The following is a 23,878-nucleotide window of genomic DNA, read 5'->3' as shown; positions in this document are numbered from 1 at the left end:
ATAGGTTCAATGTTCGAGTCCGTTCATATGAATGAATTTCTCACCCAATGTACCAAGATCGTTGGCAAAGACAATGTGATCTGCGATCCCGCTGATGTTGCGCCCTATGTGACGGATTGGCGTAAGCGCTTTCAAGGGAAAGCATTGGCGGTGATCAGACCAGGATCAACATCAGAGGTCGCCGCGGTAGTTGGTTTGTGCAAGCAATACGCTATTGCGATCGTCGCGCAAGGCGGCAATACAGGCTTGGTACTTGGCAGTGTGCCGGATCAATCCGGGCAGCAAATCGTTTTATCTTTAAGCCGCTTAAAACAGATACGCCAGATTGATACCGTCAACAATACGATCACGGTTGAGGCAGGCTGCCTGCTGGTACAAGTACAAGAGGCAGCAGAACATGCACAACGATTATTCCCATTGTCACTAGCATCTGAAGGTAGTTGCACCATTGGCGGCAACCTCTCCAGTAATGCTGGTGGCACCGCAGTACTCCGTTATGGCAACGCCCGTGAACTGTGTTTGGGACTAGAAGTCGTGACTGCCAATGGCGAGGTCTGGAATGGTCTGCGCGGCCTACGCAAAGACAATACCGGTTACGATTTGCGTGATCTTTTTATCGGTGCAGAAGGCACATTGGGCATCATCACTGCGGCAGTACTCAAACTATACCCACAACCAAAAGCGAAAGTCACCGCACTTGCAGCCCTTCATTCAACTGAAACAGCACTTGAATTATTAACTCTGGCGCAAGCTCATTGTGGCTCTGCATTAACCGGGTTTGAGTTGATGTCCGAGGCATGTTTACAGCTGGTTCATCAACATTTCCCGAATATCCCGCAACCGCTGGCCACACCATCACCGCAATTCGTCTTATTAGAGCTATCTGATAGCGAATCGGAACTGCATGCTAATGATGTCTTAGAAGGATTATTAAATACAGCGATTGAAGCCAACATCATCACCGATGCGATGGTAGCGATGTCACTCCACCAATCACAAGCGATGTGGCATCTGCGCGAACACATTTCTACGGCACAGGCTGCTGAGGGTAAGAATATTAAGCACGATGTCTCGCTACCCATTTCTGAAATTGCCCATTTCGTCAATACGACGAACACGCTGTTACAACAGGCTTTTCCAGAATGCCGGATGATTATTTTCGGACATTTAGGCGATGGCAATTTACATTACAACGTCTCGCCACCACTGACTGTTAGTGACACGGATTTTATTCAGCAGCAAGCAAATATCAATCAAATTGTGCATGACAGCGTACATCAGCACAATGGTTCTATTTCAGCAGAGCATGGAATTGGTATGCTAAAAAAAGATGAAATTCTGCGTTATAAATCTGATGTAGAAATGCAGTTAATGCGCAGTATAAAAGCGGCTTTAGATCCTCACAATTTGATGAATCCCGGGAAAATTTTATAAGATTTAGAGAACATGTCATCGAGATAAAAATATGAAAAACTATTCACGCAAATACCGCATTGCTCACGTCAGGTTTCTACCTATCATCGTAATAATGATAACTAGCATTAGCAGTATGAACAGCGCATCGGCTGAAACCTACAAATGCGTAAAAAATGGTGCTACTAGTTATAGCCAATCTCCGTGCACAGACAACGCGCAACAAACTACGGTAGTACATACCAATACTCTTCCAGAATCGACTAGCCAACAGGCAGCGCAAACCAGCGCTAAAGAAAAAGCAGAGGCGACTCGCCTAGCAGCATCACGCCATAAAGCAGAAGAAAAATCAGACCGGGAAATGAAAGTGATTGCCAGCCGCAACGAGAAGAAAAAACAAAAATGTGATGCGGCTCAATTAAAAATAAAATGGGCAAAAGAGGATGCAAAAAACGCTAAACCTAAAGCCGAAGCAAAGGCACGTCAGAATGTAAAAAGAGCTACCGAAAAGGCAGCTCTTGTTTGTGGTCCGTCGTAAATTCTATAACCACATTAGGACTATTTACTAATTTCAACGATCAACAATTAAAACTCTTCCCAATCACCTTCCTGTACTTTGCCACCACCACTTTGAGGTGCTTTTTTGCTCGCACTTTTATTCGCTGTCGGTGCTGGCTTAGCGGTAATTTTAAGGCTGGCTTGAGGAGCGCGTTGCTGTCCCATTTTTTTCTCAACCCGCTTGGTGCTTGAAGCCGAGATATTTGATGTTGAAGTATTCAGTGCAGAACCATTTCCTGCTGCAATTTTAAAGATATGCACAGTAGCAGCCAGAGTCTGCGCCTGCTCCTCCATACTCTCTGCTGCCGCTGCTGCCTGCTCTACCAACGCTGCATTTTGCTGCGTCATTTCATCCATCTGCGTAATCGCTAGATTGACTTGTTCTATCCCTGCACTTTGCTCTTGGCTGGCGGCGGTGATCTCGCTCATGATGTCGGCGACATGCTGGACGCTGGTGACAATCTCGTCCATGGTTTTGCCAGCTTCGTCTACCAGTTTGCCGCCTTGGTTGACTTTGTCGACCGAGTCATCGATCAGAGATTTGATTTCTTTGGCAGCGCTGGCACTGCGTTGGGCGAGATTACGCACCTCTGAGGCGACAACGGCAAATCCTCGTCCTTGTTCTCCTGCTCTGGCAGCTTCTACTGCGGCATTGAGGGCGAGGATGTTGGTCTGGAAGGCGATGCTGTCGATGACGCTGATAATATCGACAATCTTGCGGGAGCTTTCTTTAATCGAGCCCATGGTGCTAACGACTTGATTGACAACAGCACCACCTTTGACGGCAACACCAGTGGCGGAAACAACAAGTTGATTGGCTTGCCGGGCGTTATCGGCATTTTGCCTGACGGTGCTGGTGAGCTCTTCCATGGAGCTGGCAGTTTCTTCTAGCGAGCTGGCTTGGGACTCTGTTCTGCTGGAGAGATCGGCGTTGCCTGAGGCAATCTCTTGGGATGCGACTGTGATCGTTTCTGTGCCTTGTTTGATTTGCGAAACCGTATTGATCAAATTACCTTGCATACGCTTTAGCGATTCTAGCAACTCACCTACTTCGTCGGTTACATCTACTGTGATCTCGTTAGTTAAATCACCGCTGGCTATATTGTCCGCAACAATCACAGCACGTTTAATCGGCTTAGAAATAGTTCTGGTAATAATCCATGCTGCCAGGACGCCAAACGCCAGCGTCAACACACCAATCACTATCATGCTGCTTAAAGCACCTCGGTAGTTGCTTTGCGATTCTTCATAAGTAGTTTTCATCGCCTCGTGCTGCTGCTGCGCCAGCTCGGTTAAAGCGATCATCCATTTGTCGTGAGGCAGAGTAAATTCTGTTTGCAGCAATGAGGATGCATCGAAATAATTCCCCTCAGTGACAAAGGACTTTATCTTGCCCACTAAAACTACTACCGCCTGCTTTTGCTCTATGGCTTTTGCCAGAGTTGCTTGCCCTTGATTATTATCAATCAGCTTTTTTGCTAAGGCTTCTGACTTGGAATAGCTATCCAAAATTTGGACCAGGCGCTTGGTCTCTTTTTCTGCTTCTGCAGCATCAGTAGGAGCGGTCATCTTACGCAATACCAAAGCCAAAGCACGCCCTTGCTCGCGCATATCAGTTGCCGCACTCAAGCTGGCAATTTTATTATTAAAAATATAGTCCATCGAGCTTTGCATCTGACTCATGCGGAATAATCCCAGAATCAACAAGCCAGTTGCAAAAAAGAGTACTAATCCAAAACCAATGGTAAGACGTGTACCAATTCTGATATTAGCAAGTAGCTTCATAAAATCTCCGGAGTAACTGACAATACGCTGACGATGCGAATTGATGATAAAACTCTGCCACTAAACTGGCTAAGTTACGCATACAAAAATTACTGAGAAAAAAACTGTTTTCAGGAAAAGGTATCCTGCTAAAAAAATAACTGTAAGTGACTACCGATTTTAGTTTGTGACAAAAAATCGCGGCACATTTAAGCTTAAAGCTTATATTTTTAAATTGTAATTGTACTCAAATAGTATCACTAGTGAAATAAAAAATTATCTGTGTAAAGCCCTCATTGCAAATATTCTGTTGTTAATCAGCGCAATCAGGAACAAGCGATAGAATTTTTTATACGATGACAATGTGATTAATGATGCTCGGTTCAATACTGAGTTTATTGATCATGCGGCGATCACTTAGCCAAGCATTGTTAGGTAGTCGATGCCAATCGATTAATAAGCCTGCGCCCTGATTGAATATGCCAGAGCACTAGCAGCGGCAATAGCAGGCCGACAATCCAATGCGATAAAGACCAAATAGAATGATTGGTTTCACTCACCAGATAATACAAAGCATAACCACTCAGTGTCAGCCAGATCAGCAACACAATCATAAGCCAGCCTGTCAGCCGGTTGCGGCGGGCATTGTTGGCACGACGGATGTGGTTATTCAACAAACTGCCGATAAAAAATAAAGCGAGCATGGCAACTGCGCCATGCAACTGCATAGACAGATGTTCTAAGGGGTGAATTGTCTCGCCAAATTCGCTAGGCACTCGCAAAAAATAATGCGCAAGCAACCATACAACACCGCTCAGTAATAAAGCAGTACCTACGCTATAAAGCGTCCAGCGGTGCCAGCGCTCTAAACGGAAACTCACTGCGCGGCTACGTGAGTGTGATAGTTGATGCTGGTTATGTTTCATAAAGCAAGCATAAGTACTAAAAAAAGCGGTAACCAAAAAGGAAATAAATCGCGGCAAAGAAGCGATAGCAGAAAATACTCAATGCAGATATTCAACGCATATATTCAATAAAGAAAGCAGCTCTAGCGATCTTAAAAACCAAAAACGCAGAGGCTCAGATTATAAAGGCTTGAGCATCGAATTGTGTCAGACATGCATGATCTGCATCGGCACTCGCCATTACCACTTTGGTCAATGCATCTGCCAAAATACATTGCGGTGCGACGACCGAGACGCTAACTTTATCCAGCATCGCTGCGCCAGTCTGGCCATGTACCAGTGCGCTGTAACTACCTTGTGTGGTCTGCACTAAAGAAAAATAGCTGGCGGATGTTGCCAGTGCTTGATTTTGTAAGCTAATTTTATACGCCAGGCTGGATGGATGGGCAGGGTCGCGCAACAGGACTTCAATAGGGTCGTCACCCTCGTCACCTATTACACGTAAATCGCCACCAGCGTTGACGCACGCTTGCCGTACACCACATTGCTGCAAACTTTGTATCGCCAGATCGACCGCATAACCCTTGGCGATTCCACCTACATCCAGCCAGTCGGCTCGTTGTTTTTTTAGTGTACCGTCAACCGTCAAAGTGAACGCCGTTTTTTGCGCTTGATATGTTTGGCACAGCGCACGCTCTTGCTCAGTCGCTGGCAGCAAGGCCCATTCCATAAGGCGGCCGGCGATTCTGATATCAAACAAGCCCGCACTGGCATCACTGATCTGCATTGCTGTCTGCAAGACGTGGTAAGTATGTACATCAATCTCTACAATAGCACCGACATCAGCATGATTGATACGACTGATGTCGCTATCCGCCGCATGAAAACTCATCAGGCGATGAACCAGAGCGATTGATTGAAATGCCTGCTCAAACGCGATTGCTAGCGCGATATCCGTCATCGCATCAGCAATACTGATTTCTACCATCGTCCCCAACCAAGGCTGCGCCCTGCGCTTCATTTTTTTTGCGTCGCCGTTGCTGCCGTTATTGATGTTGAAACCATCGCCACCTGCGCCACTGCTGCGATTCTGCGTGCGCCATCCGTGACATGAGTACAAGATAAAGTCGCGCCGCTAATATTAGAAATACCCTCGCCTATACGCAAACCCGCAGACGCGGATTTACCCACAAACTGCTGACGCCAATTCGTATTTCTGATTTCAGCACCATGGCTTTCACGATAGTTCAGTATTTCTATCTGCTTAACGCTCGCATCTGGCAACAGACCGACTGCGTATGAAATCAGCTCAAATTTTCCCACTACATCGTCCAACACAATATAGCCGATTAGCTTGCCGTCTTTGTAGGCCATTGCAGTACGCCATGCAGCAGAACGAGCTGGCAAACCTGCCAGTTTTTCGATCTGCTGCATTTGGTCCAGCGTCAGTTGCAAGGTAGCGGATTTAAACTCAGTCGCATCAGGAAACATCACCTTTTGCGCCTGTTCTGCGGTCAGATATTGTGTCGCAAAAGCAGACGTATTCATACCTGCCAGGCTCATCAATACCAAAGGTGCGATCGCTGTTGTTTTCATCACGTTGTTATTACGCTTTCGCCATTTCAATATTATTTTTAATAATTTGTCGGATCAGGATAAATTAAAACGAATATCCGACACCAAGATTGAGGCGATCGCGGCTGCTATCTAATTTAAACTTCTGATAATCCGCTTTCAACACTACGCCTTCACCGATCTTAAAGCTAGCGCCAAGTGTGGCTACTTTTTCGTCTGCCTGCGGCGCTATGCCCAGACCTTGTGGCACTGCGCTATAACTATGCGCAGTATTAAACAACTCATAGCGAACAAATGGGGTGAAACTATACTCTTCGTTTTTCCACAATTGATAAGCGGCCTGCGTATACCAGCCATAAAAAGAAGACGGCACAGGCGTTGGCTGGCCGACAAAGGTCAGATTCAACGCATCGGTATTACTGATCGTGCCACGAGTATAAACCGCAGATAAATCCCACAGGCCAGGCGTATAGCGGGCATGCATATCCCATAAAGTAACGCGAGAATCATTCGCTGCAAAATCAGCCGTCGCTTGTCCGGCCTTGCCAGTAAATACAAAACCGCCAATCAGCAAACCAGGAATACCGCGCCAGTTTAAGGCAGCATGCATGCTCAAGTCATGCGACTTAGCTAATTGCCCTTCCTGATGAATACTCCCTAGCGGCGACTCGGTGCCATCAGACGAAGCCGCATCCCATTTACTCAAATTAAATCCGGTAGTCAGACCCAAATCCCAGGTCAGACCATTGTCGTGTGTGCGTGAAAGTCCAAAGCCTGCTTCGCGCCAAGTCGAAGGAATAATCGCCGTCTCTACAAAATTGCGGTGTACGCCGTAATACGCGGTCGGCTCGTGATTAGTGTTGATCAAACCTACTGGCATCAAGAACAAACCGGCTTTAGCGCGCAAGCCATTATTAAACTCATGCTCCACATACAATTGCTCAACCTCGGATTCGCCTTTGTCATCAGCAGACGTGACCGCATGCTCCCATTCAAACTCAGCGACCATCTTGGTCTTCTCATCAAACCGGTGCGTGATACCGATTACAGCCCGTGCTACGTCGGTCTCTGCCTGGTTAGTTGCGTTTTTAGGACGAGTGTAATTAATCTCGCCGTAGCTGGTAACTACTGTAGATTGCGCCCAAGAACCCGCTCCTGATGACGCGCCAGTTACACCATTACCGGCAGCGCCAGAGGCAGCAACAGGTGCGATCGATGCGCTAACGGTGCTGGCCAATGCCTCTTGCTTTTGCTCTACTACGTCTGTTTTCTTACGGGTAGCCGCCAGTTCGGCTTTTATCGCATCTAATTCAGCTGCGAGTTTTTCTATTCTTTGAAGTAATTCTGCCTCACTTGCGTGGGCTGGAAAGACAATTGCCGTACTCAAAAATGCAATGCTCAAGGCTTGTGCTACTAAAGTTTTTTTCATGATATTTTCCCTGTCGGATACGCTTATTTGTTGATCGTTATGTTGACTGCTGTGTTATTCAGCGGTCTTGTTTGATACCGTATTTATGTAACTTAATTAGCTAACTTATTTGGGTAACTTATTTAGTCGCTTTGTAGCCATCATTCAAAGTACCGAGGAACTTAATCACATCCTCAATCTCGTCTGCCGACAATGCCGGTGCCATACCGCGTGTGCGGTTATAAGGCACTTCAGTCACGTTGACATTGCCTTGATATTGCGCCGGCAAATCATTGAATTTAGCTACAGAGCCATCAGCTGCGACCGGATACCATTCTTCAGGATTAGTATCGCGCCGGACATAAAAGCCAATCGCATCGCGTAAATTTTTAAAGCGGCCATTATGGAAAAATACCTTACGGGTCGCCACATTGCGCAGCGTCGGCACTTTAAACGCGCCACATAAATCAGCACGGGCAGTCAGATCCTGGCGATCAGGACCGCATAAACCAAGGTCAAAATAGGTAGCATCAGCATTTGCCGGAATATCCGTATTGCGCGGCACACCAATATTGTCGTAAGTAAAATCTGTGAACAAAGGTGACGAACCGTCAGCCCCCTTGCTACTGATGTGGCAGGCGGCACAATTGCCTTTGGTGGGATTATTGAATAAGGCCAAGCCACGCAACTCAGCATCCTCAAATTTGACGGTGCCAGCCAAAAATTGATCGTACTTAGAATCATAAGGATGAAAATCTTTATCCTCTTTTTGATATTGCTGTAATGCAAATGTGATGCGATCAAACGCCGTATCCGCATCATCCAAAACAGCAGCACCAAACACTTGCCGGAATTGTTCTGCATAGCTTGCGCGCTTCAGACTTGCCAGCACATCTGCTTTGCTAGCATTCGCCATTTCATGCGCTGCCAACAGCGGGCGTTGCGCCTGAATTGCCAGCGTCAGCGCCCTGCCATCACGATTAAACCCACCCGTCGGCGTGCCATCTGCGGCGAAGAAAAAAGTCGGCGTCAGATTCAGATAACGCAAAGAAGGCGCGGCACGAAAACCCGGCACATCTAAATTTTTCCCGCCTAACTGTACTGACAAATCATTGGTTTGCGCATGAGCATTATCAGGATTATGGCAAGACGCGCAGGCTAATTTGCCTGATGCTGACAAGCTGGTATCTCTAAAAATCTTTGCGCCCAATGCTGCTTGCGGGCTCAGGTCTGCATCTACACTTGAGGAGGCAACGGCACCACTGGCGACAGAAGAATTAGTGCTGCCGCTAGTACCGCCGCCACAAGCGCTGATCATCGTCGCCAGGCAAAGCGATAAAGTAAGCTTTGAGGTAAATGCTGAAGCCGTAGCGCAGTTGGGTCCGAGAAGTTGAGACATAAACGTTTTCTTCAGCATGTGATGGATGCCAATTTTTTCTTGCTGCATGTTATTTTTATTCCTTCGGGATCAGACTGATGAGAGCACATCGGATTGTTAATGCTGTGCTTTTGTAGTTATTTAGGCACACATCAAAAATTACTCAATCGCATACAAATCAGCGAAATTTACCTGATTAAAATACCAAATCATTATGAAAATCTACGAATGCAAATGAGAATGATTGTAATTATACTTATCCGATTTGTAGCTAAGCAAGGGAAGTGTAAGTAAATGTAATTTTAAAAAGCCGGAATAAAACAAGGATGGCAATCAGATTGCAGCGGTCGCCGCAACATGCACAAGCTCGCACGAGAAATCTGAATATTCTAAAGAACAGCTAAGCATAAATATATACTCCTGTAGTGTATATATTAGATGTCCATATGACTATTGGTCATTAAGCTATTTTTATAAAAAAATGATGGGAGTATATTTAAATAGATAGTAATCAGATTTAAATCGACTATAGCAAAAGCATTCTGTAAGGTCTGATCGAACCTCGAACAAATTGCCAATCTGATTAAAAGTTAGCTGAATACAAAGTAAGCTCTAGCTCAATAAACATCGGGTCAGCTTGTCAACACGATGCAAAATAGAGACGATTACACTCTAACTAGTACCGCACTAACTGGCCTACGTATCGAGTAAGGTAGCAATGAGCCACGGCCAAAACGCACAACCAGATCGGGGCGCGCATTCCCCAATCCCAACGCAGTGGCAAAGTGCGGCCGAATCGTTCCTACTTCAACTGGTTGATTCAGCATGGCATTACGAATACCCAGTGCGGTCGCTTGCAGTGCGAACCGTTGATAACAACGACCAACCTCAACCCAATGCGCCGGATCACTGACGTCAGAAAAAAATATTGCCAGGCCAGACGAGTTGCGGATTTGCCTGATATAGCGCTCATTCTCAGATCGGAGCGTGAAAAACCAATTCATCATTTGGCCCCCTAAGCACTCTGGCATCGCTGGGTTACCAGATGCTGCCGCATACAATCCATCGCCAGTCCTATCCGCCTGCTGCGGACTAAAACGAATCCAGCTTTTTAATTCTTTGACGAATGCAGCATTATTCATCTGCGCCGTATTTCCAGCGACGACATACTCCAGCACTTTCTCTGCCATACGATGCTCAGTAATGAGCATGAGATGAATGCCACCGCCATGATTGCTAGAGCCCGCCAGTTCAAGCAAACGTAATTCTTCATTGGACAGCGGCCGGTTATCGTAGTCGCCTCGGGTAGATTGACGCACCGGAATGGCTGCCGCAAAGCTGGACGACTGCGCTCGAGTTGGCTCTAACGAAATAGCAATGGCGCCAGCCCCGACAGAGTCAAAGCGCGGTTCAGCCCAAAGACCATTTGCCAATGCGGCGTGCACCAAGTTCTCAGCGGCGCAACCTAATGAAATAAACAAATGATGATCATCTGGATCAACGACAGGACAGCGCCGCGTCAAATCCGGCATAATCGAGACCAATTTCGGCTGCAACTGAAATTGCCAGCATTGGGTATTATGACTCGATGGCGCCAGAGTCGAGTAACGCACCAGTTCGCGTAGCAGCAAGGAATGGTAGCCGCCATCCCCAACTGGCTGATCAGACATCGGCGACCTTAGGTCACGCAAGAGTTGTTCGTGATGGATATCGGAGGAGCACGAGCTCAACACAGGCGAAGCCACTGCAAGAGCGCTCACATCCCTCAAAAAATCTCTTCGTTTCATGATGTTCGCCTCGACTGAGCTGATTAAACCCAGATTTTCCATTAGACCGCTACTACTTCGCAAAAAACGCAGAGGGCATGCGGTGTTCAGCGGGATAGCACGACCGCGATTTGAGTGCGAGCGCTACAGCGACAATTGCACCTTTGGCGAACTGCCTGGCGTTGTTGCTCCTCCTAGCAAGATGCAGCTTGCGTCGTCGTCGTGTCTAGCCAGTCAGTCTGCCAAAGGCACACTTGTCGCTATTCCAATGAAAAATCTGGGTTAAACTAAAACGTTCAATCTAGCAGGTGAGGCTTGTTCAGATCGGTGCGACAGCACGCTTAGGCTCGCTTACAAAGATTTAACAATCGTCACTGGATTCGATGAATCAATGCGACTATCTTGCTCAGTGCTCAGTACTTGCACTATCACCTGAGGCTAGCGACCTTTCCAGATCGCTTTCCCAATATCCAATAAAACACTCCATGCTGTGATGCAAAGTTTGTGCTGGACGTGCAGCCGACCTGCAAAACTTTTGTAGTAGCTTTTAGGTGGAGTCTGGGAGGATCGTCTATTCATCGATGATGAATCTGCATAATATACTCCCCATGGGTATATTTTACCCGTCCATATAATCATTGGACACCAGGGTATATTTCTTATGTCGTAAGTGGGAGTATATGATTTTAGTAAGTACTCTAAGATGACTTCGACATAAATCTAAATAACATTTCACCCTCAAGCAAAAGTAGCGACGATGTTATGGGGAACATGTACCCCGCCGGTGTAGCCAAAGAGTTTTTTGCTTTTAGTACAATATCCAGACTAGATGTCTTTCATCCGAACAAGGAAAAATACAATCTACAGTCGCAATGTCACTCACCAAATGGGCTCTGTTACCAACGTTGATCGCCCCGCCGACTACATCTCCGGTCTGACATTTTAAATCTGGCCTGACCTAAAAAAATGGCTACTGATATTGCAACAGAACTCCAATTTATTCCTCTTCCAGCTCAGGTAAAATCAAGCGACCAGTACGGTAGTCGTACTCGTATACCTCACCGTAACGGCCCCATTCAATCGCAATCTCCAGAACGCGCTTGGCTTCGTCGGCTTCTAAAAATTCTGCCAGCAATTCCAAAAAAGGTTCTTCCGGCAAGCTGCCGTTAGGATCGATTTCTAAATTGCCGCGGATGTTGGCGGCGAGTGGTACGTGGGTTAATAATTGATGTCCGAAGAGTTCTTGCTTTAAGGCCTGATCGGCATCGACATACCGTTGTCCCAATGGCGTCAGGATAATGTCGCCTTTTTCGATGATGGCCAGACCTAATAAGCCTAGTGCCTCGTAAGTTGGGAATAATTCCTCATCTGACAATTCAGATTCTTCTGCCAGTTGCGGCAAATCAGCACGACCGTTGAACGGTGCATCGGCCAGTAAATCGAGTACGCCTTCGATCCGGCTGACGTCGGTATCTGGCAAACGGTAGCCAAGATGCTCTGGGGAAGGACGACCAGAGACGGTTTCAGGTGTATGGCGCATAGTCATAAGGCCATATACCTCGTCAATCAAAGCCCTCACCTCGGCGGACTCCACATTGCGTGGACGAGGCAAATCAATTTTGATTTCGCAACGCACGCTGCCGGGGTCGCTGGACAAAATAATGATGCGGTCCGCCATCATCACGGCTTCTTCAATATTGTGCGAAACAATCAGAATGCCTTTGGTTGGAATACGGCTTTCTTCCCATAGCTCCAGCATGTCGTTACGCAGGGTTTCGCCAGTTAAAACGTCTAATGCAGAAAAGGCTTCGTCCATCAACAGTACATCAGGATTCGTCACCAGCGCGCGGGCGATACCTACCCTTTGCTTCATACCGCCAGAAAGTTCGCGCGGTAAAGCGCCGCCGAAACCAGCCAGACCGATCATCTCTAAAACGGCATCGGCTCGCTCTTCCCGTTCTTTGACCGGAACTCCTTGCGCCTCTAAACCCAGCTCGACATTTTGCTGCACGGTTAACCAAGGGAATAGCGCGAATGATTGAAACACCATGGCAACGCCCGCGACCGGACCATAAATCGGTTTGTCGCGGTAAGCAACCTTGCCTTTGTCAGCGGGGATCAAGCCTGCCATGATGCGCAATAAAGTAGATTTACCAGACCCGGATTTACCCAGCAAGGCGACGATCTCACCTTCTTTTAACTGGAAATCAACCTTATCTAAAATCAAGCGGGCAGTACCATCGGCTGCGCGAAAGGATTTGGCTACGGCATTTAAATCGATTAATAATTTTTGAGTCATCATTTATCCTCTTGGCACTGATGTCGCAAGCAGTTTTAAGTGCGAATCAGTGACTAACATCTAGTGGCTGCGATCTTCGGCGAGTAAATACAGTTTGCGCCAGAAAAACCGATTCAATACCATGACGAAGACGCACATCACGCCAATCGCTAGCGCATTACGATGGAAATCTCCAGCTTCAGTCATTTGCTTGATGTAACTACCCAGACCATCAGCAATCAACGTCGTTTTACCCCAGGTGACGTATTCAGCAACGATACTGGCATTCCAAGAGCCGCCGCTGGCCGTAATTGCGCCAGTGATGTAGCTAGGGAAAATGGCGGGCAAATACACCCGCTTCCACTTTAGCCAGCCTTTTAAACCTAGATTATCTGCAGCCAGGCGCAACTCGTTCGGAATCGCAGAAGCACCGGCAACAACATTGAACAAGATGTACCACTGAGTACCAAATACCATCAGAGGGCTGAGCCAGATATTCGGTGTGAGATTAAAACGAACCATCATAAAAACGACGATAGGGAATAATAAATTCACCGGAAACGCCGCTAAAAATTGCGCCACTGCCTGTACCCGTTGTGAGTATTGCGGGCGCAAACCTATCCATACTGCAATCGGCACCCAGACCACTGAAGCAAGTCCGATTAATAACATGACTCTGGTTAAAGTGATCAACCCTAGAAAAACGACATGCGCGACTTCAGCCCAACCAACTTCAGTATGGATGTATACCAGCAAACTAATCGCAGCAATTGCAGAAGCGATGATCAATAAAATATCCCATGCCCGCGACCAAAATGGATGCGGCTCACGCACAATTGCCTGTGGCGATGTACCGTCGTAAGTCACACTAAACCAACCAAGAGCGCGACTTAACCAATGCCAAAATCTCTCGCTCCACTCGCGGAACCAGTGACTGTTACGCATCCAATCCAGCAACCAGGATTGCTGTGCAGATTCGCCCTGGCTTTCTTCAAAACGGAATTTATCTGCCCATGCCAATAAGGGTCGGAAGAATAGTTGATCGTAGAGCAAAATACCGGTCAACATGGCAGCAATCGCATAGGCAATTGCCATGCCGTTTTTAGATTCAATCGCTACCGCAATATAAGAGCCGATACCCGGCAATTTAATATCTTGTCCTGCGACAGAAATCGCCTCGGCAGCAACCAGAAAAAACCAGCCACCCGACATCGACATCATCATATTCCACAACAAACCTGGCATTGCAAACGGCAGTTCTAAGCGCCAGAATCGCTGCCAGCTAGACAATCTGAAGATACGTGCGGCTTCACTCAATTCTGGCGGCACAGTGCGCACCGATTGATACAGGCTAAAAGTCATATTCCAGGCTTGCGAGGTAAAGATCGCAAAAATCGCTGCGCACTCAACACCTAATAAATCGCCCGAAAACAAGGCGATGAACGGAGTGATCGCAATCGCTTGAAAACCTAGAATTGGCAGCGATTGTAAAATATCCAGCATCGGTATCATTATTTTTTCTGCTGCTGCATATTTGACGGCAATCGCGACAAAAGCAAAGCTGAATAGCAAAGCAAAAGCCAGGGCCGTAAACATGCGCAAAATAGTACGCAATAAGTAATACGGCAAATAACTTGGATCCAACGATATGTGTAAAATTTCACCGACCACAAAGGGACGACTCATCTGCATTGCGGCAAAGGCAAATGCAACGATCAGTAAAAAAACCAATGGCAACAAAGCCCAATCCCAGCGATTAGGCCCTTTGTTAGGATCGCTTAAGGACCCTTTGATAACGCTCGTGAGTACAGAGCGTTTTTGCGGATTAAAAAGTTCGAACAAACTACCTCCCTGACCAGCTACGCATAGTCATGACTAAAAACAGCACATGCCAGGCAAACTAAGCGACTAAACTTGGGTATCTGTCAGGCAGAGTACAAGCTTTCGGTGCTAAGCCGCTACGCCCAATTAAGCATGCGTTGAGTACGTTGTTAAGTACGTTAGTGGGGGTAAGTAAGGATGTGCAGCATGCAGATGTTGCAGGCTATTTTTGACATCACTACTTGCCATTATCTGGCAAAGTAGCGACAGGAGTTCTGAGGTTACAGTGCCAAGGTGTGGTCGATATAAGATCGACTACTATAACTATCCACAGAAAAACTCCAATAAGACGAAGCGCGAACTTTACCACGATAGAACAAGGCTTGGCAACCCGGTTTTAGCAGTTAATTTACTCCGATAAAGTACCACGGAAGCACGCTTATTTTGCCGCTTGTTTGTTACTACTCAGTGACCATACTTTGACCATACTTTAACTCAACTTTGACCGAATTTTTAACGACGTTTTGGTGGAATTAATAAGGCAATCGACCAACAACTCAGTGATGCTTTTTTATATGCACTTTTAAAATTTCAGCAATTTCTTTTTTTTCATATTCCAGCGCAAAATCCAGTGCGGTCATACCGAGTTGATTTTTTACAGTGGCGTCCGCGCCCTCGTCCAATAGCAAAGTAATTGCTTCTGATTTGCCAGAACGTACCGCCATCATCAACGGCGTAGTTTTATTGGGCGATTCTGTGTCGATGTATGCTGAGTGCTCTAGCAGTAGAGAGATGATTTCCAGATTGCCTTTTGCGGCCGCATAATGCAACGCAGTCCAGCCAGGCTGGTTAATCTGGGCGTCGGCCGCGATCAGTTTTTTTACTGCCTCGATATTATTCTCATAGCTGGCGATCATGATTGCGGTATCACCGTTGTTTGCTCTAGCCTCGATTTTTATCTCCGGCTGCGCCATCAGTAGATTAAACACTTTGTCGGAATGTTCACGCAGAGCGAGCATTAATATAGTCTCGCCTCTGCCTGGCTCTACCGAGTTTGGGTCGATGCCTTTAACTAGCAGGTCTTGAACCACTTCAACATAATCAAATTTGACGGCGGTGATCAGATCATCGTAAGACCCTGCATGTGCTGAAGTAGGCAAAAACAGATTGGTAACTAACAGCAGTGTGGACAGCATCCAAAGCGATGTCTGCAGCTGGCTAAACACTGGCACTAATCTTAGCTTACCTTCTAAAAAATTCGCTCTTAGCGTAGTTCTCAAGTTGATCCGCAATTGAGTTTGCATATTATTGCGCTAGATTGAATAATTTAAAAAAATTCTCAGTCGTCGCTTCTTGCACCTGTTTGACTGAAATCCCTTTTAAGTCAGCTAAAAATTCACCCACATGGCGCACAAAACCAGGTTCATTCATTTTGCCTCGATGCGGCGTGGGTGCCAGATAAGGTGAATCGGTTTCGATCAAAATGCGCTCTACAGGCAAAGCACGTGCAACCGCCTGTAGATCTTTGGCACTCTTAAAAGTCAGGATACCGGAGAAAGAAATATAAAAATCCATTTCAATCGCCGCCAGCGCAACTTCTAAAGACTCGGTAAAGCAATGCATCACACCACCAACGCCACCTTGGGCAATGCCAGCGCCCTCTTCTTGCATAATACGGATGGTGTCTTCTGAGGCTGATCGGGTGTGGATAATCAACGGCTTGCGACTGAGCCTAGAGGCACGGATATGCTGCCGGAACCGCTCGCGCTGCCATTCCAGATCACCTGTCAGCCGGAAATAATCCAGGCCGGTCTCGCCTATGGCAATAATTTTTGGATGCTGTGACAAGTGCACGAGTTGCTCTGCACTCGGCTCCTCTGTGTCTTCATAATCTGGATGGACGCCTACCGACGCGTAGATATTTGGATATGCTTCTGCCAGTGCCAATACCTGCGGAAAATGCGGCAAATCAACCGACACGCACAGGGCATGCGTAACACCGTTCTCCTCCATTTTTGACATAATTTCTGGCATACGTGCCGCCAGTTCAGGGAAATTAATATGGCAATGAGAGTCGATATACATAAGATAAAAATGCAAATGAAGAGGATGACATAGGATAGCCTAAATTTTTAGCAAGAGCTTTGCTTACAACTCAGATTCTTCGTTTGAATAACGGCTTGAGAGAATAAATTACTCCCACCCTGTATGCATTAGATGTCCAGATAAAGTCTGGACATCAAAGCGATTTTACTAAAAATAATGGGGAGTATATTTAAATCTATGTAAAACCAGGCTCGAACTTATTAGGAAAAAATCGATATGATCAGACACAGCAGCGTGATCAAACCTATACGAAAAATCAGACAAATCAGCGGCCAGAGCGGTGCTCATCCATCACCGCCATCACCGCATTGGAGGACAATTCGGCCGTATCACGTAATAGCGTGTGATGCATATCGGTAAAACGCTGTTGAAGTGAGTCACGCAATGACGTATCGTTTAATTGCTTCCACAAAGCCTCTGCTAGAGCTTCTGGCGTTGCGGCACTTTGCAAAAATTCAGGTACGACAAATTCACGCTCAAGAATATTCGGCAAACCTATCCATGGCTGATACCCCATATGCCGCATGATTTGCCATGATGCTTCCATCATTTTATAAGCGATCACCATTGGTTTTTTAAATAAAGCGACCTCTAGCGACGCGGTACCTGAGGCGACCAATACAACATCCGCAGCAGCAATTGCCGTATGTGATCGGCCATCGATCAGCAACACGGGCACACCTTCTAACTTGGCTTGTACCACTAGTTTGATGTAGTAACTGCGTTGTTTGGAGCCAGCCATCGGCACCACGATTTGTAACTGAGGATCACGCGCACATAAGATTTTTGCAGCACTGATAAACGTCGCCGTGTTGTACTTAATTTCTGACATCCGGCTGCCAGGTAACACCGTCAAGATTCTTGCGTCCGCCGGAAAGCCCAGCTCTTCCCGCGCCGCTGCGGTGTCGATTTCTAGCGGGATCACTTGCGCTAAAGGATGGCCAACATAGGTGACCGGAATACCGGCATCGCGGTAAATTTTCTCTTCAAACGGAAAGACGACCAGCATATGCGAGACGGCTTCAGCAATTTTTTTGATACGTCCGCCACGCCACGCCCAGATCGACGGACTGATGTAATGCATGGTCGGTATACCAGCTTGTTTGAGCTGGATTTCTAAATCTAGGTTGAAGTCTGGAGCGTCAACGCCGATAAATACGTCTGGCTTCTCTGCTAACAAACGCTCACGCAATTGTTTACGAATCCCACTGATCTCTCGGTAATGCGCTAATACTTCAAACAAGCCACGTACTGCCAGTTTATCCATTGGCCAGTCATTGATAAAACCGTACTCAGCCATCCTTGGCCCGCCAATCCCATGCATTACGGCATCAGGCAATTGCTTTCTGAGGCCGGACAACATACGATTAGCCAGCATGTCACCAGAGGTTTCACCGGCGACCATGGCAATGACGGGATTGTTTGACAAGAGCAGTCCAATACAAAAAGTACGCAAACACAGTGAAGCAAAATGGCGTCGATTTAAATCTTATTTGAAGCTGATTTAGAGCTGATTTAGAGCTTATTTAAAACTCATCTAAAGTTTATTTGGCTACCGCATGACGCTAAAATTAACGCACAATGCCGCGTGTGGTGGTATCAAGAAACTGGCGCATTTGCTGGACGTGCTGCGCTTCGCTGTCAGGCAATCCGGCAATCTCTTGATCCAAAGCGGATTTGGCCTCGTCTAATGTCAAACCTGACTTGTAGATAATTTTGTAGGCTTGGCGCAAAGCAGAGATTTGGGCGCGATCAAATCCACGCCGTTTCAAGCCTTCAATATTGATGCCATGCGCCTGCGCGGGGTTGCCAGACAAAAGCACGAAAGGAGGTACGTCTTGCGTCAGGCTAGTATTCATCCCGACAAAAGCATGCGGGCCGATTTGGGTAAATTGATGTACCGCCGCAAAGCCGCTCAAAATTACCCAGTCACCAATCTGGACATGACCGGCTAATGCCGCATTATTGGAGAAGATCGTACGATTGCCAACCTGGCAATCATGTGCAATATGCACATAGGCTAAAAACCAGTTATCGCTACCAATCCGGGTCAGGCCTTTATCTTGCACAGTACCGCAATTGAAGGTGCAAAATTCACGGACCAAGTTACGATCGCCAATTTCTAAGCGCGTCGCTTCACCAGCATATTTTTTGTCCTGTGCAGGCCCGCCTATGGATGAAAACGGATGGAACTGGTTGTCGCAACCAATGCTTGTGTGGCCATCAATCACCACATGCGATGCAATTTTTGTCCCGGCACCGATCGAGACATTGGGTCCAATAACCGAATACGGACCCACCTCAACCGAGCTGTCCAATGAGGCTTTAGGATCAATCAGTGCTGTTGGATGGATCGCCATGATTTACACCGCCGTAGGAGTGTCAGTGGTTGAGCGTAAGGTACACATTAATTCGCCCTCTACAGCAAGTTGGCCATCAACGGTCGCTTTGGCTTTGTATTTCCAGATACCTCGGGTAATACGCAAAATTTCTACTTCAATTCTTAATTGATCACCTGGTTCTACAGGCCGCTTAAAGCGTGCGCCATCAATGCCTAAAAAATAGACTATCGTGTTTTCATCCGGTTTTTGATCCATCGTCAGGAAAGACAAAATCGCGGCAGTTTGTGCCATTGCTTCTATCATCAAAACGCCGGGCATGACTGGTTTGTTCGGAAAATGTCCATTGAAAAATTCCTCATTTGCTGTCACATTTTTTATCGCTGTAATACGCTTGCCGCTTTCCCAATCCAAAACGCGATCCACTAACAACATAGGATAACGATGCGGAAGATATTGTTTAATTTGATTGATATCGAGAGTGTTCATGATGATTTTTCTGTAAGCAATTTAATGGTTTTTTCTAATTGTCGGATTTTGTCGCGCATGCTGTTTAAATTACGAACAATCGAGGCGGTTTTTTCCCAATCTGCATTTTTTGCTAATGGATAAAAACCTGTATATTGCCCTGGCTCTAAAATGGACCGAGTGACCATGCTCCCCGACGAAATATGCACGTTATCAACGATATTTAAATGCCCTAACACCATGGCGGCACCGCCAAAGGTGCAATGTTTTCCAATTTTGGCACTACCTGCAACCCCGACGCAGCCAGCCATTGCCGTATGCGCTCCGATGTGACAGTTATGCCCAATTTGAATTTGATTATCCAACTTAACGCCCTCTTCTATGATGGTATCTGCGAGTGCACCACGATCAATACTGGTATTCGCACCGATTTCTACGTCATCACCGATCAACACACGCCCTGTTTGCGGAATCTTAATCCAGTTTCCACGCTCATTGGCAAAGCCAAATCCGTCAGCACCAATCACCGCACCTGAGTGAATAATCACGCGTTGACCGATACTACAATAGTCGTAAATCGTGACATTAGGATGAACCCGTGTATTGGCATCAAGATTCACGCCTCGCCCGATAAAACAGCCTGCACCGATAACCACGTTTTCAGCTATCACGGCCTCCGCTTCAATCGTAGCGTGAGCACCGATAGAGGCGCTAGGAGCAATGATGGCATATGGACTGACGAAGGCAGTTGGATGCACGCCTTTTTCAGCAGGAATAGCTCGTAGGGAAGCAAAATGTTGGGCTACATGCGCAAAGTAGACATAAGGATTATCCGCAATAATATAAATGCCAGAGTACGAATCACGGACAGCAGCATGATCTGTCGCAGACAAAATCAACGCAGCAGCGTGAGTCTGCGATACTTGTGAGCGTAACTTGGAGTTGGATAAAAAGCTGAGTTGGCTAGAAACAGCATCACTCAAAGGAGCGATGCCCGTGATACCAACATCTGGAGAGCCAATTAATTGACCACCGAAGCGATCGACCAATTCCCCCAGCCGAATGCTTATGTTGGTCATATTTTATTTGGACAGGGCTTTGAGAACCTTGTCTGTGATATCAACGCGTGGATTAAAGTAAACCGCATCTTGCAAGACGATATCGTATTTTTCAGCTTCGGCAATTTGCTTCACTGCTTTTACGGCGCGATCTACTAAAGCAGCGATTTCTTCATTCTTACGCTGATTCAGGTCTTCGCTAAAAATACGTTGTTTACGTTTGAAATCCTGATCCAGATCAGTTAATTCGCGCTGACGTTTAATCCGTTCAGATTCAGAAATAACGGGAGCGTCTTTTTCAAGCTTTTCTGCCATTGCTTTAATTTTAAGGCCCAAATCATCAACTTCTTTGCCGCGCTTAGAAAACTCTTGTTTGATTTTTTCTTCGGCAGCTTTGGCTGGGCCAGACTCACGCATAACACGTTGAGAATCAAAAATAGCGACTCTAGAATCCTGTGCATGGACTTGAGCAACGCTGACAAAACACGCCGCACAAACCATCAGGCTTTGCAACAATTTGGACGGGGTAGTAAGTTGACTCAAAATATTCTCCGAAAAACAATCTCAAATACAAACTCAAACAAGTTAAAACTTAGCAGACAGTTTGTTTAAAATCCAGCACCCAATTGAAACTGGAAGGCTTGTTTTTTATCCTCTGGTTTTGCATTCAATGCTTTACCAATACTCAATCTTAAAGGGCCTACAGGTGAAATCCAACTGATACCCATACCAACAGAGTATCGCATATCGCTGACACGTACTTTTTGACCTTCATCAAATACGTTACCACCGTCAAGGAAAGTAAACCACCTCAAAGATTTATCTGCACCCGGAAATGGTAATTGTAATTCCAAATTACCAAATAACCTTGTTGAGCCACCGAGAGAATCACCAGCCGGATCCTTACTACCTAACGAGGAAGGTTCATAGCCACGCACTGATCCAATACCACCAGCATAGAAATTTTTAAACAAAGGATACGGATTACCACCTAAGCCATGCCCATAATCAAACTCGCCATTAAATGCCAAAACAACCGAGCGATATATTGGCTTAAAATATTGATGCTGATAAATTGCACGATAGTATTTAAAACTACCTATAGCTGCAAGCTCAATATTTGCACGTTGATAGCGCCCAATCGATGGCGTCAAAGCACTATCGCGACTGTCTCTTTGCCATGCAGCTGTTAATGGAAACGCATTGGTGACAGCGTTACCTACACCATATAGCGGATCAGTAGGGTCTTTAATACCGTCCCCATAATTAGCAACATACTGAAGATAACGAGGAGGACTCTGGACACCATCGAACGGTGAAAAGGTCTGCACATTAGTGCGTTCAAAGCCTAGACCAAAGAACACTGTATCAACTTCTGAAAACGGCACACCGAAACGGACATTACCGCCAGTAGTCTGGACTTTATAATCACCAAGACTACCAATAATTGGTCTGGTTGTTCGCAGATAGACGTCAAAACTGCGACTTACGCCATCATCAGTAAAGTAAGGATCGACATGAGTCACAGCAATAGTACGGTTTTGACGACTTGTATTAACATCAAGCCCAATCGTATCACCACTACCAAACGCATTTGCTTGTTGAATTGAGCCTGTCAAAGTCAATTTTTCTGCGCCGGAGTAACCTGCACCGAGCAAAATATTACCGGTCGGCTTCTCAGTGATCGTCAAATTCACATCAACCTGATCTGTACTAGTTGGCACTTCTGGCGTTTCTATATTGACGTCTTTAAAATATCCAAGACGATCAACCCTGTCGCGCGAAATTTTGATTTTTTCACCGTCATACCAAGATCCTTCGAATTGGCGGAATTCTCTACGAATTACCTCGTCTCTGGTTCGGGTGTTACCTGCAAGATTTATGCGGCGTACATATACTCGCTTACCAGGATCGATAAAGATTGTAAACGCAACTTCTTTCTTTTCTTTATCAAGTTGCGGATTGGCATTCACGTTCGCAAAAGCGTAACCAAAGTTACCCATACGCTCAGAAATACGTTTGGTACTATCCGTTAATCTCGCCGCGTTATAAATATCACCGCTCTTGAGAGATAACAAAGATTTTAGTTCGTCTTCACGACCAAAAACCTCACCTTCAAGCTTGACGTCAGATACTGTGTATTTGTCGCCTTCTATAATATTGATGGTAATGTAAATATTCTTTTTATCTGGAGTAATAGAAATTTGCGTGGAATCAATTTGCATTTCTAGATAACCGCGATTTTGATAAAAAGATCGTAGTGTTTCAATATCGCCAGACAATTTTTGTTTTGAATATTGATCAGCCTTGGTGTACCAGCTAAACCAACCAGGTGTTGAGAGCGCAAATAATTCACGTAATTCACTGTCGGAAAACGCTTTATTACCGACTAAAGTAATTTGTGCAATACGAGCGATATCACCTTCGTTGACTGCAAAAGTTACATTCACCCGGTTACGTTCAATCGGTGTGATAGTTGTCGTAATCTGAACACCATACAAACCGCGCGATAAATATTGACGTTTCAGTTCTTGCTCTGCACGATCCACAGTTGCTTTATCGAAGATTTTTGCTTCGCCAACGCCAATATCCTTTAAGGCTTTAATCAAAGCATCTTTTTCAAACTCCTTAGTACCGGTGAACTCGACGCCAGCGATAGATGGACGCTCTTCAAGCAAAACAATTAAAACACCGTTTTGCACTTCGATTTGAACGTCTTTAAAGAAACCTGTCGCATACAAAGACTTGATTGCAGTAATACTCTTGGCATCATCAAATACTTCGCCAACTTTAACCGGAAGGTAAGTAAACACCGTTCCTGCTTCGGTCCGCTGAATACCCTCTACACGGATATCTTTTACAGTGAATGGCTCAACGGCCAATGCACTTCCTGAACAAACGGCAAGAGCCGCTAATGCCAATATGTGGCGTCGTAATTTAGGCAAAGTATTTGGCAAAGTAAAGTGCTCGATATGTAATTTCATTGGGTGTTATTTAATCTCAAATTTCTACCGGAAAGATCGACAACCAGCAGCATAGTT

General features: G+C 46.1%; 19 protein-coding genes. 2 read left to right on the top strand and 17 right to left on the bottom strand.

What is annotated here, in order from left to right; translation table 11 throughout:
• The first annotated feature begins 27 nt into the window (after window positions 1-27).
• Both QN395_RS13095 and QN395_RS13090 read left to right on the top strand, forming a co-directional pair.
• A complete protein-coding gene (locus QN395_RS13095; RefSeq protein WP_322119257.1) occupies window positions 28-1,434 on the top strand; it encodes an FAD-binding oxidoreductase in 1,407 nt (468 codons plus the stop codon).
• A 115-nt stretch (window positions 1,435-1,549) separates the two neighbouring features.
• A complete protein-coding gene (locus tag QN395_RS13090; protein WP_323492133.1) occupies window positions 1,550-1,951 on the top strand; it encodes a DUF4124 domain-containing protein in 402 nt (133 codons plus the stop codon).
• A 47-nt stretch (window positions 1,952-1,998) separates the two neighbouring features.
• Here the strand turns inward: QN395_RS13090 and QN395_RS13085 are convergent, their stop codons facing one another.
• From QN395_RS13085 to bamA, 17 genes are all read right to left on the bottom strand, one after another.
• Window positions 1,999-3,756 carry a methyl-accepting chemotaxis protein gene (locus tag QN395_RS13085; RefSeq protein WP_322119259.1) on the bottom strand — a complete coding sequence of 586 codons (1,758 nt, stop codon included), beginning with the start codon at window positions 3,754-3,756 and terminating at the stop codon, window positions 1,999-2,001.
• A gap of 410 nt (window positions 3,757-4,166) precedes the next feature.
• Window positions 4,167-4,661: a DUF4405 domain-containing protein gene (locus tag QN395_RS13080; protein ID WP_322119260.1), complete on the bottom strand. Its 495-nt coding sequence runs from the start codon at window positions 4,659-4,661 to the stop codon at window positions 4,167-4,169.
• A 154-nt stretch (window positions 4,662-4,815) separates the two neighbouring features.
• Complete coding sequence (locus QN395_RS13075; protein WP_322119261.1) at window positions 4,816-5,661, bottom strand: FAD:protein FMN transferase; 846 nt, start codon at window positions 5,659-5,661, stop codon at window positions 4,816-4,818.
• Complete coding sequence (locus QN395_RS13070; protein ID WP_322121588.1) at window positions 5,658-6,236, bottom strand: FMN-binding protein; 579 nt, start codon at window positions 6,234-6,236, stop codon at window positions 5,658-5,660. The genes QN395_RS13075 and QN395_RS13070 overlap by 4 nt, the downstream gene beginning before the upstream one ends.
• A gap of 64 nt (window positions 6,237-6,300) precedes the next feature.
• Window positions 6,301-7,644 carry a hypothetical protein gene (locus QN395_RS13065; protein WP_322119262.1) on the bottom strand — a complete coding sequence of 448 codons (1,344 nt, stop codon included), beginning with the start codon at window positions 7,642-7,644 and terminating at the stop codon, window positions 6,301-6,303.
• Window positions 7,645-7,762: 118 nt separating this feature from the next.
• Window positions 7,763-9,070, bottom strand: a complete 1,308-nt coding sequence (locus tag QN395_RS13060) for a cytochrome-c peroxidase (RefSeq protein WP_322119263.1) — start codon at window positions 9,068-9,070, stop codon at window positions 7,763-7,765.
• A gap of 596 nt (window positions 9,071-9,666) precedes the next feature.
• A complete protein-coding gene (locus QN395_RS13055; protein WP_322119264.1) occupies window positions 9,667-10,788 on the bottom strand; it encodes an Acg family FMN-binding oxidoreductase in 1,122 nt (373 codons plus the stop codon).
• A gap of 976 nt (window positions 10,789-11,764) precedes the next feature.
• Window positions 11,765-13,066, bottom strand: a complete 1,302-nt coding sequence (locus QN395_RS13050; RefSeq protein ID WP_322119265.1) for a nitrate/sulfonate/bicarbonate ABC transporter ATP-binding protein — start codon at window positions 13,064-13,066, stop codon at window positions 11,765-11,767.
• A 60-nt stretch (window positions 13,067-13,126) separates the two neighbouring features.
• Complete coding sequence (locus QN395_RS13045) at window positions 13,127-14,887, bottom strand: ABC transporter permease (RefSeq protein WP_322119266.1); 1,761 nt, start codon at window positions 14,885-14,887, stop codon at window positions 13,127-13,129.
• 536 nt (window positions 14,888-15,423) lie between these two features.
• Window positions 15,424-16,170, bottom strand: coding sequence for an ankyrin repeat domain-containing protein (locus tag QN395_RS13040; protein WP_323492134.1), 747 nt, complete (start codon window positions 16,168-16,170; stop codon window positions 15,424-15,426).
• A gap of 1 nt (window position 16,171) precedes the next feature.
• Window positions 16,172-16,951 (bottom strand): TatD family hydrolase, encoded by a 780-nt coding sequence (locus tag QN395_RS13035; protein ID WP_322119268.1) that lies wholly within the window; start codon window positions 16,949-16,951, stop codon window positions 16,172-16,174.
• A gap of 286 nt (window positions 16,952-17,237) precedes the next feature.
• Window positions 17,238-18,401 carry a lipid-A-disaccharide synthase gene (lpxB, locus tag QN395_RS13030; protein WP_322119269.1) on the bottom strand — a complete coding sequence of 388 codons (1,164 nt, stop codon included), beginning with the start codon at window positions 18,399-18,401 and terminating at the stop codon, window positions 17,238-17,240.
• Between the two features lie 142 nt (window positions 18,402-18,543).
• Window positions 18,544-19,335 carry an acyl-ACP--UDP-N-acetylglucosamine O-acyltransferase gene (gene lpxA, locus QN395_RS13025; RefSeq protein WP_322121589.1) on the bottom strand — a complete coding sequence of 264 codons (792 nt, stop codon included), beginning with the start codon at window positions 19,333-19,335 and terminating at the stop codon, window positions 18,544-18,546.
• Window positions 19,336-19,800, bottom strand: a complete 465-nt coding sequence (gene fabZ, locus QN395_RS13020; protein ID WP_322119270.1) for a 3-hydroxyacyl-ACP dehydratase FabZ — start codon at window positions 19,798-19,800, stop codon at window positions 19,336-19,338.
• Window positions 19,797-20,849, bottom strand: a complete 1,053-nt coding sequence (gene lpxD, locus QN395_RS13015) for a UDP-3-O-(3-hydroxymyristoyl)glucosamine N-acyltransferase (protein WP_322121590.1) — start codon at window positions 20,847-20,849, stop codon at window positions 19,797-19,799. The genes fabZ and lpxD overlap by 4 nt, the downstream gene beginning before the upstream one ends.
• Window positions 20,850-20,861: 12 nt before the next feature.
• Entirely contained in the window at window positions 20,862-21,338 is a 477-nt protein-coding gene (locus tag QN395_RS13010; RefSeq protein ID WP_322121591.1) for an OmpH family outer membrane protein, read from the bottom strand.
• Window positions 21,339-21,445: 107 nt separating this feature from the next.
• Window positions 21,446-23,821, bottom strand: a complete 2,376-nt coding sequence (gene bamA, locus QN395_RS13005; protein WP_322119271.1) for an outer membrane protein assembly factor BamA — start codon at window positions 23,819-23,821, stop codon at window positions 21,446-21,448.
• Window positions 23,822-23,878: the final 57 nt, after the last annotated feature.

The organism is Undibacterium sp. RTI2.2, assembly GCF_035018705.1.
Classification (GTDB): domain Bacteria; phylum Pseudomonadota; class Gammaproteobacteria; order Burkholderiales; family Burkholderiaceae_D; genus Undibacterium.
The sequence above is the reverse complement of the archived record's forward strand: the minus strand, read 5'-3'. Positions and strand labels throughout refer to the sequence as shown.